This window comes from Methylovulum psychrotolerans, assembly GCF_002923755.1.
In the GTDB taxonomy this organism is placed as follows: domain Bacteria; phylum Pseudomonadota; class Gammaproteobacteria; order Methylococcales; family Methylomonadaceae; genus Methylovulum; species Methylovulum psychrotolerans.
Genome location: NZ_PGFZ01000005.1, coordinates 105172 through 118566, shown reverse-complemented (window position 1 = coordinate 118566; position 13395 = coordinate 105172). Strand labels below are relative to the sequence as shown.

At 52.1% G+C, this 13395-nt stretch carries 11 protein-coding genes and 1 tRNA gene; 8 read left to right on the top strand and 4 right to left on the bottom strand.

Going from position 1 to position 13395, the window contains the following annotated elements; all coding sequences use genetic code 11:
* Positions 1-7: 7 nt before the first annotated feature.
* A complete protein-coding gene (locus tag AADEFJLK_RS12405) occupies positions 8-1639 on the bottom strand; it encodes a serine/threonine protein kinase (RefSeq protein WP_103974503.1) in 1632 nt (543 codons plus the stop codon).
* A 12-nt stretch (positions 1640-1651) separates the two neighbouring features.
* Complete coding sequence (locus tag AADEFJLK_RS12400) at positions 1652-2413, bottom strand: Stp1/IreP family PP2C-type Ser/Thr phosphatase (protein WP_157679056.1); 762 nt, start codon at positions 2411-2413, stop codon at positions 1652-1654.
* 422 nt (positions 2414-2835) lie between these two features.
* On the opposite strand from AADEFJLK_RS12400, the gene lplT reads away from it, so the two are divergent.
* Positions 2836-4002 (top strand): lysophospholipid transporter LplT, encoded by a 1167-nt coding sequence (lplT, locus tag AADEFJLK_RS12395; RefSeq protein WP_088618855.1) that lies wholly within the window; start codon positions 2836-2838, stop codon positions 4000-4002.
* 36 nt (positions 4003-4038) lie between these two features.
* On the opposite strand, the gene AADEFJLK_RS12390 is transcribed toward lplT, so the two are convergent.
* Together AADEFJLK_RS12390 and AADEFJLK_RS12385 are read right to left on the bottom strand one after the other, a co-directional pair.
* Positions 4039-4584, bottom strand: coding sequence for a TetR/AcrR family transcriptional regulator (locus tag AADEFJLK_RS12390; RefSeq protein WP_103974502.1), 546 nt, complete (start codon positions 4582-4584; stop codon positions 4039-4041).
* Between the two features lie 113 nt (positions 4585-4697).
* Positions 4698-4774, bottom strand: a tRNA-Asp gene (locus AADEFJLK_RS12385).
* A 295-nt stretch (positions 4775-5069) separates the two neighbouring features.
* Between AADEFJLK_RS12385 and purE the strand changes: the two genes are divergently transcribed.
* The 7 genes from purE to AADEFJLK_RS12350 all read left to right on the top strand — a co-directional run bounded on the left by purE (position 5070) and on the right by AADEFJLK_RS12350 (position 13246).
* On the top strand, positions 5070-5564 hold the full coding sequence (gene purE / locus AADEFJLK_RS12380; protein ID WP_088618853.1) for a 5-(carboxyamino)imidazole ribonucleotide mutase: 495 nt from the start codon (positions 5070-5072) through the stop codon (positions 5562-5564).
* Positions 5565-5569: 5 nt separating this feature from the next.
* Positions 5570-6664, top strand: a complete 1095-nt coding sequence (locus AADEFJLK_RS12375) for a 5-(carboxyamino)imidazole ribonucleotide synthase (protein WP_088618852.1) — start codon at positions 5570-5572, stop codon at positions 6662-6664.
* 263 nt (positions 6665-6927) lie between these two features.
* Positions 6928-7404: a formate dehydrogenase subunit gamma gene (locus AADEFJLK_RS12370; protein WP_103974501.1), complete on the top strand. Its 477-nt coding sequence runs from the start codon at positions 6928-6930 to the stop codon at positions 7402-7404.
* Positions 7401-8939, top strand: coding sequence for a formate dehydrogenase beta subunit (locus AADEFJLK_RS12365; RefSeq protein WP_103974500.1), 1539 nt, complete (start codon positions 7401-7403; stop codon positions 8937-8939). Before AADEFJLK_RS12370 ends, AADEFJLK_RS12365 begins: the two co-directional genes overlap by 4 nt.
* 400 nt (positions 8940-9339) lie before the next feature.
* Complete coding sequence (fdhF, locus tag AADEFJLK_RS12360; RefSeq protein WP_103974499.1) at positions 9340-12189, top strand: formate dehydrogenase subunit alpha; 2850 nt, start codon at positions 9340-9342, stop codon at positions 12187-12189.
* A complete protein-coding gene (gene fdhD / locus AADEFJLK_RS12355; RefSeq protein ID WP_103974498.1) occupies positions 12182-13018 on the top strand; it encodes a formate dehydrogenase accessory sulfurtransferase FdhD in 837 nt (278 codons plus the stop codon). The genes fdhF and fdhD overlap by 8 nt, the downstream gene beginning before the upstream one ends.
* A gap of 18 nt (positions 13019-13036) precedes the next feature.
* Entirely contained in the window at positions 13037-13246 is a 210-nt protein-coding gene (locus AADEFJLK_RS12350; RefSeq protein WP_088618847.1) for a formate dehydrogenase subunit delta, read from the top strand.
* Positions 13247-13395: the final 149 nt, after the last annotated feature.

Here is a 13395-nt window from a genome sequence, read left to right as displayed (position 1 = left end):
AGCAGTATCAATGGTCGGGGCCGCTAGGGATACACGCCAGCCTGCCCCGAACTTCTTCGCAGATACCCGCCAATGTCCGCCGGGGGGAATTGGCGACACATTTATCATGTACTGACTTGCCTTCGCAAGCGGTGATGGCAAACGGCGGCGCCACCCTAGGCAAACCCTCTACAGGGGGCAATAGTTGCCCGACTCTAGTCGGCGGCGCAGAGGGCCTTACCGTTTCTGGGGGATTATAGTAAGGGGCTGGCGAATTGCCGCCACTATCGGAAAGCAACGGCCCCACTAGGCTTTGTACCGTCGGATTGGTCAACACCTCACTGGTAATGAAGCGATAGGCGACCAATAACACCAAAATAACCGCGCCTATTTTAAGGGAAGTCACCAACGGCAAGCGTTTCTTGGTTTTTTCGTTAGGCGACCTACGGCATTTGATGCACTTGACATCAGCAAACGTTTTGCCTTCACGGATCAGGTTTTTAGTTTGGCAATGCGGACAATAATAGGTTTCATACTTGCCGCTACCCGCCCCCTGATAAGTATTGTCAAGCGGTGCCAAATCCAATTGTAAGCCTGCCGATTCCAAAGAAGAAGGCGGCGGCGGTGCCGCCTTATGCGCAGGCTTATAAGCGGGGGCGTGGGGCATCACAAATGGCGGCGGCGGCGCGGCGGCTTTTTCGGTCAGTTGTTTTTCGAATTCCTCAATAGTTTGCGGCCTTTTTTCGGGATAAACCTCCAAGGCCAACATAATCGATTTGGTAAACTGCGGGCTTAAGCCCGGCTCTAAGACTTCCAAATGTTTCATCGGATCATTTTGCAGCCTAGCTGTCGCCTCGTGCGGCTTGACACCGCTGACCATATAATAAATGGTCGCCGCCACCGAATAAATATCGGTTGAAGGCGTAAAATGGCTACGCGACAGGTATTGTTCAAATGGCGCAAAACCCGGTGTCAGAATCACCGAAAGCGACAGGCTTTTTTGGCTAAAAGCACTCCGTGCCGCGCCAAAATCCAATAACACCGGATGCTCCTTATCCACCAGATAGATATTGTCGGGTTTAATGTCGCGGTGTAAAAAGCCTTTTTTATGTACCTGGCCTAAACCGTTTAAAACCGGCAACATAATCTTTAAGGCTTCTTCTTCAGTCAGTTTTTGGTTTTTCTGTTGCAAGAACTGCTGCAACGATACGCCCCGATAATAATCCATGACCAGATACGCCGTGTTATTGGCGGGGAAAAACTCCCTGACACGCACGACATTGGCATGGCTAAATTGCGCTAAGGTACGCGCTTCTTGCAAAAACTGCTTAAGGCCATACTCAAATTCGGTTTGGTCTTCCGGCGAATGCGCCACAATTGCCAGCCGTTTATTTTCACGGCCTACCAGTGTCGACGGCATATACTCCTTAATGGCCACCGCAGTTTGCAAAACCAAATCCCAAGCCAGATAAGTGATGCCAAAACCGCCTTTGCCTAATACCCTACCAATCAAAAATTTTTTGTTGAGAATGGTCTGGTAAGGCAAAACGAAAGCACTGGGCGGGGTATTTTTGTCAAAGCCGCATTCAGGACAGACGGAGGCCGTTTTATTAATGGACATGCAGCCCATACATAAATCATCAAGATCTTTGATAACCATGCCGGGTTAACCTCAATGCTTATTTTGAATAACCAGAACAATGACCGAAATATTATCATTGCCTCCATTATCAAGAGCGGCATCAACCAGTAGCTTGCACGCCTGTTCGGGGCTGTTATCGGTTAACATCAGCATCATCTCCTCATCGGTCACTTTATCGACCAGGCCATCAGAACACAACAGGTAAATGTCACCGATACGGATCGGGAACGGCGCATCGGAGGTATCCACCAAAATATCGGGATTAGTCCCTAACGCATTGGTCAAAATGTTCTTTTTCGGATGTATCCGCGCTTGCTCTTTGGTAATCATGCCATATTCTTGCATTTGTGCGACCAAAGTATGGTCTTGGGTCAGCTGCTCCATTTGCCCGTCCCGAATGCGGTACAGGCGGGTATCACCGACATGCCCATAGCAACCCAAGCCATTGCTGATCATCAGCGCCGTCGCTGTCGTACCCATACCCCGACATTCAAAATGCTCATTGGCATAGTTGTTGATCTTTTGGTTGGCTTCTTGGAAAGCCGTCACCAAGGTTTGCGGAAGGGTCAAAAAATACCCGTCCTGACAGTGCCGGGCAATAACGCTCACCGCTTCCTGACTGGCCACCTCGCCCGCCTTATGCCCGCCCATACCGTCGGCTACAATAGCCAAACCGGTGCGCGGGTCAGTGGAGGAGGCAAGATACTGTAAGGCGTCTTCATTATTTTGCCGTTGGCAGCCAATATCACTGGCTAAAGCGACACTAATGACATAGTCCTGAATAATCGTCATTGGTTGATCCGTAGTTTTAAAGCGTTTCAGCGTTTTCGCCAGAAGTGTAAATAAATGCATGAAATAATATAAGAATTTTTTAATTTTTGGCAGGTTTCCGCATCCGGTAGACGCTGCTTGGACACCGCCGCCCCAGGCTTGGCCAAGACAAAAATAGCAGTCTTATCTAAACAGCCATTGATGCTACTATTTGCTCTGATGAAAGTAAACGTTAAAATCTTACAGCTAGCCATAAGTATAGATGCCGCCGCCAATTAATCAACACAAGCCCATCTGGCTTCAAGGTCGGCTGTTAGCCTGTGTCGTTGTTGCGCCGCCCACTTAACGCCAGACTATCTAGCAAATGCCATGCCCATAATACCCGGCAACCCATGACCCCCCTTCCCACCGAAAGTCTACCGCAACAGGTTAAAGCAAGCATCATGAATAAACATATTTACCCGTTATTGCTGGCACAATTTTTATCGGCCTTGGCCGACAATGCCGTACTGTTCACCGTGATTGCCATTGTCATGAAATCCGCCCATACCGAAACGTGGTATATCCCCGCCGTGCAAAGCGCCTTCACGGTGGCTTATGTCATTCTTGCACCGTGGGCGGGCGAGATTGCCGACACCCATGCCAAACCGAAAATCCTCTTGCTGGCCAATTTACTGAAGGCCTGCGGTGCCGCGTTATTGTTGTTTGATGTCGAACCGATCTTGGCCTATAGTGTCGTCGGCATTGGCGCGGCCATTTATAACCCCGTCAAATACGGCATCTTACCCGAACTGGCCGATTACGATCAGTTAGTTAAGGCTAACAGCCTGATGGAAGGCTCCACTATACTGGCGATCTTGCTGGGAATGCTCGCAGGGGCAAAGCTAGCCGATTATTCAGTCCATTGGGCATTGCTCGCCTGTGTGGCCTTATTTATCATTTCTGCCTTAGTCACCGTGCTGCTACCCAAAGGGGACGTTAAAAAATCCGTCTCCGGCTCGAAAATCATCGCATTTAGCCAAGAAATCGGCCAGTTTTTCACCCTGTCCGGCTCATCGTTCGCTGTGCTGGGCAGCGGCCTGTTTTGGCTGGCAGCGGCGACCTTGCGCGTCATTTTGATTGCCTGGGCACCGTTGGTGCTACTGACCCAAAACACCACAGAAATCGCTACCCTCACCCTATTTTTGGCAATAGGCATTATTATCGGCTCGGCGGTAGTGCCACGGCTAATCCCTATGGCCCATATCCAACGCGCCAGAATCCCTTCTTATTGCATGGCCTTGGGCGTGGTGGCTTTAAGCTTTACTGATACCATGCTGACGGCACGGGCGGCCCTGCTGGTTATCGGTATGATGGGGGGAATGTTTATTGTGCCTGTGAACGCTATCTTGCAGGAATTGGGTAAAGAAACCATCGGCAGCGGACGTGCAGTTGCTTTACAAGGTTTTTTTAACAATCTCGCCATGTTACTTGGGGTCGGCTGCTATTCGTTGGCCGCCGCCCGTGATACCGGGCCGGTTGCCGCCATGTTAGTGTTGGGCGGGGTGGTTTTTGTCGGGACATTCCTAGTGTCGCTCAGCCTGCGCCACCGCACTTTAAAGGCACTTTAAACAAACCATCCCAGGAATTCCCAAGCATACGCAGAGTTAGCAAAAACGGGCGGCTAACAGCAATGCACAAGCTTCGGTGTCTTTAACGCTGTCTGCGTGTGCCGTCAATAAGGCAGTGCATACGCCCTGTATGCCCGCCCATAAGGTTCTGGCGGATAATGGGGAAGAGCCTGCCGGCAAATGCGCCGCAAATAGCCCGACTAAGGCATCAACCTGCGCCTGATAGCCGACACACACGGGCTTGTTGCCCTGATCTTGGGCTTGGGTTTCTGACCATAACTGCCAACGATGGTAATGGCTATGGGCGTAGCTAACATAAGCCAGACAGAGCGCTTGCACATCCGGTTTGGGAATGGGTTGTAAATGGCGGTTTAGCTCGGCTAAAGTCAGACTGTTGATGTGGCCAATAACATCAGCCCTATCGTCAAACGCCATATAGATACTGCCCACGGTATAGCCGATTTGCGCGGCGATGTTGCGGATAGTCAACGCGGAACTGCCCTGCTCGATAACCAGAGTTTCGGCGGCTGATAAGACCATTGCCTTAATGGTTTCCAAACTGTGCTGGTTGCGTCTTGCCATGTCAATATAAGCGAATGGCCAAAAGAAAAAGGGGGGATATTACAGAAGGCTCTAAAGGGGATTTACATTTTTCCCGACACCCGTAAACGACACGGCACTCTGAGAAAACGTAATGGCGAAGCGGACGGGACTCGAACCCGCGACCACCGGCGTGACAGGCCGGTATTCTAACCAACTGAACTACCGCTCCACTGTAGAGCCGAATAGTATACCTTTATTTTTTATAAAAGCAACTGCTATTTTCAATTGATGCGCCAAAAAGAGTGCCTTAGGCCTGTGTCTGACATCCTGCCCTCCCATTAAAACAGGTTAACGCTTCACTTTAGAGTGCTGCCAACCCTTCAGGATGCTTTTTGTTGACACTGCATCGCATCATTTTGTTGACAACTTTGAACGCATTTAGCGGCCTTTTATGCGATACTACGCGACTTTAAATTTTGTCCAGACCAGCCCTTAATGATAAAAATAAATAACAAGGAGTCAGCATGACCGCATTAATAGGCATTATCATGGGTTCGACTTCTGACTGGGACACCATGTGCTTTACCGAGGAAACCTTAATTAAGCTAGGTATCCCTTATGAAGTGGCCGTCGTTTCAGCGCACCGCACACCTGATAAGCTGTTCCATTACGCCGAAACCGCCGAGGCCCGCGGCCTTGAAGTCATCATCGCCGGCGCGGGCGGCGCGGCACATTTACCCGGCATGACCGCCGCCAAAACAACCTTGCCGGTTTTGGGCGTACCCGTGCAATCCAAAGCCCTTAACGGCATGGATTCGCTGTTGTCGATTGTGCAGATGCCGGCGGGCATTCCGGTCGGCACCTTAGCCATCGGCAAAGCCGGGGCCATTAACGCCGCCCTGCTGGCGGCGGCTATTATCAGTAACAAACATACCCATTATCGGGACGCATTAGTGAGTTTTCGCCATGAGCAAACCGAAGCCGTGTTAGCCCATGACGACCCAAGACACGAGGTTTAAGATTTATGAAAGTCGGGATATTGGGCGCAGGACAACTCGCCCGCATGATTGCTTTGGCGGGTTATCCGCTAGGTCTGGAGTTTATTTTTTTAGACCCCTCGGCTGATGCTTGCGCCAATCCATTAGGCGAACATCTGCACGGTGACTACAACGATTTGGCGTTGCTGGCGCAATTGGCGGAACGCGCCGATGTCGTCACTTATGAATTTGAAAACGTCCCCGCCGACGTGGCGGATTTTTTATCCTCGCACACCCAAGTACACCCCTCACCTAAGGCTTTGGCCGTTGCCCAAGACCGTTTGGTCGAGAAAAATTTCTTTAATAGCATCGGCATCGCCACTCCGGCTTATGCCGCCGTCAACAGCCTTGACGAACTCCAAGCCGCCATGGCGACGATAGGCTATCCGGCTGTACTGAAAAGCCGCACCCAAGGTTATGACGGCAAAGGCCAATCGGTACTGCGGACTGCCGCCGATTTAGCCGCTGCCTGGACGGTGCTGGACGGCGTACCCGCCATTGTCGAGGCGTTCGTGCCGTTTAGCCGCGAAGTGTCGGTCATTGCCGCCCGCAATGCCGCTGGCGAAATTGTCTACTACCCCTTGTCCGAAAACCGCCATCGCGGCGGCATTTTACGGGTCTCCGAATGCACCACCGATGACCGCCTACAGGTATCAGCACAAGTTTATGTCACTCGCCTGCTCGAAGCCTTAAATTATGTCGGAATTTTGGCTTTGGAATTGTTTGAAGTGGATGGGCAACTGATCGCCAACGAATTTGCCCCGCGCGTCCACAATTCAGGACATTGGACAATTGAAGGGGCGCAAACCAGCCAATTTGAAAACCATCTCCGCGCAATAACCGGCTTACCCTTAGGTTCGACCGCCGCCGTCAATAAAGCGGCCATGGTCAACTTTATCGGCGGCCTGCCGGCCAGTGCCGACATTTTAAGCATCCCCGGCGTACACCTGCACCTTTATGGCAAAGAGCCGCGTAAAGGCCGTAAGATCGCCCATGCCACCTTACGCACCGAAACGGCGGAAAACCTGGCGGCGATAACCGCCCAACTGGCCCGTTTAGCCGACCAGACCGATGACAGCTAAACCCTACTTTAAGCCATTGCAGATAAAAAACAATGAACTTTATAGCCTGACTTTTTTCAAAAATATCAAGGTCGCCAAGGCGTTGCCAAAAGCTTTATAGCCAGCGAAGGTAGCATGTTTGTGACTTTTACACATAAAATTTCTTATGCTATGCTAGGGGATTACAATCTTGTTACATCGCCCTTTTCTACAGCGCTTTTTTATTACGCAGCAATCAGGACGGATGCTGCCTTTAAGCAGGGATTCACTACCGTGAGAGAATTATGACAGACACAAGCACTATGCTATCAACAGTGCAGGCCATCGCTACTGCCCTTAAAGATAAACCCGGCGCACTTTTACCGATTCTTCATGGTGTGCAGGACACGCTGGGCTATATCCCTGCCGATAGCGTTCCGGTTATTGCCAAAGCCCTTAACTTATCGCGGGCAGAAGTTCATGGTGTCATCAGTTTTTATCATTATTTCCGTGAGACTCCGCCAGGTAAGCAAATCATCCAACTGTGCCGCGCCGAATCCTGCCAATCTATGGGCAGCAAGCATTTGGAAGCCCACGTCAAAGCCAAGTTGGGCATTGATTTCCATGAAACCACCGTTGACGGCGCGTTTTCTTTAGAACCCGTTTACTGCCTAGGCAACTGCGCCTGCTCCCCTGCCCTACAAATTGGCACGGACATTTATGGCCGGGTGTCCCCTGAACTGTTTGATGAATTAATTGCCAACACGGAGGCAGCGGCATGATTAAGACCCTTTACGTCCCTTGTGACTCCAGCGCCATTTCCCTCGGTGCCGACCGCGTCGCCGCCGCCATCCTGCACGAAGCCCAGCAACGCGGCATCAGGGTCAACCTGATCCGCAACGGCTCACGCGGCATGTTCTGGCTGGAGCCTTTAGTTGAAGTAGACACCGCCCAAGGCCGCATTGCCTACGGCCCCGTGCAAACGAAAGATGTCGCCAGCCTGTTCGATGCCGACTTTACCAACGGCGGCGACCATGCCTTAAGCTTAGGCCTAACCGAAGAGCTGGAGTATCTGAAAAGACAACAACGCCTGACTTTCGCGCGTATCGGCATCACCGATCCGGTTTGCCTAGACAGCTATATAGCCCATAACGGCTACCAGGGCCTGAACAACGCCCTCAACATGGCACAAGCCGACATCGTCAAGGCCGTGACCGACTCCGGCCTGCGCGGACGCGGCGGCGCGGCGTTCCCGACCGGCATCAAATGGAATACGGTGCTAAACACCCCATCCGAGCAAAAATACATCATCTGCAACGCCGACGAAGGCGACTCCGGCACTTTCTCCGACCGTATGGTCATGGAAGGCGACCCGTTTGTATTAATTGAAGGCATGACCATCGCCGGTTTGGCGGTCGGCGCAAGCCAGGGCTATATTTACCTGCGCGTGGAATATCCCCATGCCCATAAAGCCTTGACCACCGCCATTGACAAAGCCTATGCGGCAGGTTATTTGGGCGACTCCGTGTTAGGTAGCGGCAAAGCCTTCCACCTTGAAGTGCGCTTAGGCGCAGGCGCGTATGTCTGCGGCGAAGAAACCTCCTTAATGGAAAGTCTGGAAGGCAAACGTGGCTTAGTGCGCTTTAAGCCGCCCCTGCCCGCCATTAAAGGCCTATTTGGCCAGCCTACCGTCGTCAACAACGTCATTTCCTTGGCTTCCGTACCGATCATCCTCGACAAAGGCGGCGACTACTACCGCGACTTTGGCATGGGGCGTTCACGAGGCACCTTGCCTATCCAATTGGCGGGCAATCTCAAACGCGGCGGCCTGGTCGAATTGGCCTTCGGCCTGACCCTGCGCGAATTGCTATATGACTTCGGCGGCGGCTCCGCTACCGGACGGCCTATTAAAGCGGTGCAGGTCGGCGGCCCCTTGGGCGCTTACCTGCCTGAATCACAATTCGACACCCCGTTAGATTACGAGTCCTTCGCGGCTATATGGGCAGTGGTCGGCCACGGCGGTGTGGTAGCCTTTGACGATACTGCCGACATGGCGGAACTGGCCCGTTACAGCATGGAATTCTGCGCCATTGAATCCTGCGGCAAATGCACCCCTTGCCGGATCGGTTCGACCCGTGGCATGGAACTGATGGACGACATTATCGCTGGTAACGATTTGAGTAAAAATGTACCGCTGTTACGTTCCTTATGCGACACCCTGCTGAACGGCTCGCTGTGCGCCTTAGGTGGCATGACCCCGTACCCTGTGCTTAGCGCGTTAAACCATTTCCCGCAAGATTTTGGGGTTGAAGCGTAAGGATTAAAGGCAATACTATGTGTAACACCTACGCCGCATTACGATGGGAAGTTTTTGTAAAAGCGGCATAGGTGACTTGGCTTTAGTCAGCGTTAATGAACGGTTAGCTAACAGTCTTTAAAACAGATAAGAAATTTACCGCTACAGAAGATTAAGGCATCTGCCCAAAAGGTTTATGCACATCATATTGCCGTAGATAACATTGAATTGCCTAGCAGGGAAAGCCTTAACGCCAGAACAGAAAACCGGCCCACTAGACCAGCGCATTACCCAACGTAATGGGTTATAATTAGGGCACTGCCTGCAAATAATCCATAGCCTAGCGTCGGGCTGCTTATCTGTAGCGCCCCTTTAACTTAAGCAGTAACAACGAACACACGCCCAGCGAGAGGACATCACCATGAGCATGAATAAAGAACAAGATTTTGGCACCCCCGCCAGTACCGCCACCGCCACTGTCAACGTTGAAATTGATGGCTTTAAGGTGACCGTCCCCGCCGGCACATCTATCATGCGTGCCGCATCGAGCATCGGCATAGACATCCCTAAGCTGTGCGCGACCGACAGCATCGAGCCGTTTGGCTCCTGCCGTTTATGTCTGGTACAAATCGAAGGCGGCCGCGGTATGCCCGCCTCTTGCACCACACCCGTTGCCGAAGGCCAAAAAATCACTACCCAAAACCCACGCTTAGCGGAAGTACGCCGTGGCGTGATGGAACTGTACATTTCTGACCACCCGTTAGATTGCCTGACCTGCGCCGCCAATGGCGACTGCGAATTGCAAGACATGGCAGGCTCGGTGGGTTTGCGCGAAGTGCGCTATAACCCAGTGGAAACCCACTTAAACGCCGTTAAAGACACCAGCAACCCTTACTTTACTTTCGACCCCAGCAAATGTATCGTTTGCTCACGTTGCGTTAGGGCCTGTGAAGAAACCCAAGGCACGTTTGCTTTGACCATTGATGGCCGTGGCTTTGATTCTAAGGTTTCACCTAGCCAAAACCAACCGTTCATGGAATCCGAGTGCGTATCTTGCGGCGCTTGCGTCCAAGCTTGCCCGACCGCCACCCTGATGGAAAAATCGGTCATCGACAACGGCCAGCCCGAACACGCCATCGTCACTACCTGCGCCTATTGCGGTGTCGGTTGCTCGTTCCGCGCCGAAATGAAAGGCGAACAAGTCATCCGTATGGTACCGAATAAAGACGGCAAGGCTAACCACGGGCATTCTTGCGTCAAAGGCCGTTTTGCCTTCGGCTATGCAACCCATAAAGACCGCATCACCAAACCGATGATCCGTGCCAGCATTAAAGATGCTTGGCGGGAAGTCAGCTGGGATGAAGCGATCAGCTACGCCGCTAGCGAAATGAAACGCATCCAAGCCCAATACGGCAAAGATGCCATTGGCGGTATAACCTCCTCACGCTGCACCAACGAAGAGGCCTATCTGGTGCAAAAACTGATCCGCGCCGGCTTCGGCAACAACAATGTCGACACCTGCGCACGGGTTTGCCACTCCCCGACCGGCTATGGCCTGAAACAGACTTTTGGCGAATCCTCAGGCACCCAAGATTTTGACTCGGTCATGAAAGCCGATGTCATCATGGTTATCGGTGCCAACCCGACTGACGGCCACCCCGTATTTGGCTCTTTCATGAAGAAACGTTTGCGCCAAGGCGCAAAACTGATTGTAGTTGACCCCCGCGAAATCGACTTGGTCAAAACCCCACATGTCCAAGCGTCTTACCATCTGAAATTACGCCCCAGCACCAATGTCGCTTTGATTAACGCCTTAGCCCATGTCGTGGTCACCGAAAACCTGACTGACGATGCGTTTGCCGCCGAACGCTGTGATGTAGCTTCTTATAACAAATGGAAAAGCTTTATTGCCGATCCTAAACACGCCCCAGAAACCACAGAAGCCATTACTGGCGTACCTGCGGCACAAATCAGGGAAGCCGCCAGATTGTATGCCAAAGCAGGTAACGGCGCGATCTATTACGGCTTGGGCGTAACCGAACACAGCCAAGGCTCAACAATGGTTATCGGCATTGCCAACTTGGCGATGGCGACCGGGAACTTAGGCCGCGACGGCGTGGGCGTTAACCCATTACGCGGCCAAAACAACGTCCAAGGTTCTTGTGATATGGGTTCATTCCCGCATGAATACCCTGGCTACCGCCATGTCGGCAACCCAGAAACCAACCAATTGTTTGAACAAGCGTGGAATGCCGAACTCAGCCTGAATCCGGGCTTGCGCATCCCTAATATGTTTGATTCGGCCATGGACAAAACCTTTATGGGGCTGTATGTCGAAGGTGAAGACATCGCCCAATCTGATCCTGATATCCAACACGTCCATGCCGCCTTACGGTCTATGGAATGTGTCATCGTCCAAGATTTGTTCTTGAACGAAACCGCCAAATTCGCCCATGTGTTCCTGCCCGGCGCGTCTTTCTTAGAAAAAAGCGGTACGTTCACCAACGCCGAACGGCGGATTTCTCCCGTCCGCAAAGTCATGACCCCATTAGCGGGCTATCAGGACTGGGAAATCACCCAATTGCTGTCCAATGCAATGGGCTATCCGATGAACTACAGCCACCCGTCAGAAATCATGGCGGAAATCGCCAGCCTGACCCCAACCTTTGCCGGGGTCAGCTATGAAAAAATTGATGAACTGGGCAGTATCCAATGGCCTTGTAACGAGGAGTCTCCAGAAGGCACACCGATCATGCACGTTGAAGAGTTTATGCGCGACAACGGCAAAGGCTTGTTCATGCTGACCGATTATGTCGCCACGCAAGAGCGTGTCACGCCGATGTTCCCGTTAATCCTGACCACCGGACGTATCTTGTCGCAATACAACGTCGGCGCCCAAACCCGCCGTACCGAGAACAACCAATGGCATTCGGAAGACCGTTTGGAAATTCATCCGCACGATGCCGAAGACCGTGGCCTGAACAGCGGCGACTGGGTAGGCATTAAGAGCCGTGCCGGTGAAACCGTGTTACGCGCCTTGGTCAGCGACCGGGTACAACCGGGCGTGGTCTACACCACGTTCCACTTCCCCGAATCCGGCGCGAACGTCATCACCACCGACAACTCCGACTGGGCGACCAACTGCCCTGAATATAAAGTCACGGCGGTACAAGTCACCAAAGTCAACCAAACCTCGCAATGGCAAGAAAATTATCAAGCCTTTTCGGACAACCAACTGGATTTGCTGGCACAAGGCATGAGCAATGGCTAACGGACTGTCCTTAGATTTAGGATGGCCCAGTTACCAACAAAGCACCGTTGAACGCTGGCATAACAACCAGCGTTCCGAAGAGCTTGATTACATTGCCGAAGAAGTCCCTATCGCCTTGGTCTACAATGGCGTGCCACATGTCGTCATGCTGGCAACGCCCACCAATCTGGAAGAGTTCGCCTTAGGCTTTAGCATCACGGAAGGCATTATTGGCGACCCGCAAGAGTTATTGTCCAGCCGGGTTTTCAACCGCGCCAATGGCATTGAAGTGCAGCTAAAAATTCCTGAACAACGCTTTTCCTGTTTGTCCGACAAAGGCCGTAACCTGACCGGACGGACAGGCTGCGGCTTGTGTGGCGCGACCACCTTAAAACAGGCTATCCGCCAACCGCCGCCTGTGCAGGGTAAGCTGTCGGTCACTTCCGAAGAGCTGATCAGTGCTTTGGCCGAAGTCAAACAGCGGCAAAAACTCAATAAATTGACCGGCTCCGTCCATGCAGCCGCTTGGGCTGTACCGGGACAAGGCATTGTTGATTTGCGTGAAGATGTCGGACGGCATAATGCCCTAGATAAGCTGATCGGTTTATTGCTAAAAAGTAACCGCGACTTAAGCGCGGGCTTTGTGATTGTCACGAGCCGTGCCAGTTATGAAATGGTGCAAAAATCGGCATTTGTCGGCATCACCTTGCTGGCAGCCATTTCCGCACCGACCGGCTTAGCGATACGTTTGGCGCACGATACCGGAGTCACCCTCATCGGTTTCGCGCGTGACCAACAGCATGTCGTTTATACCCATCCGCAACGTTTACTCCATCCCCAACATACTTAAAAAACTACACAGCAGACCATGAAAACAGACAGACTCATCAAAATGGCTAATGACATCAGCGATTTTTTTAATGCCGAACCGGATAAGGAAGTCGCCGCAGAAGGCGTAAAAAACCACCTCATGCGCTCATGGGAGCCGAGAATGCGCCAAGCCATTATTGCCCATTACCAAAACGGCGGCGACGGTTTGAGTGAGTTGGCGAAAGTGGCGGTGGGTAGATTGGCTTAATGATTAACAGCCTGCCATTAGTCACAATGGCAGGTATTATGTGGACAGGAAAAGCCGTCGGTTAATCTACATAACTTACCTTAAAATGCAAAAACCCGCTAAGCCGGACAGCTTAGCGGGCCATATAAAGCGGCTAATGGCTTAACGGC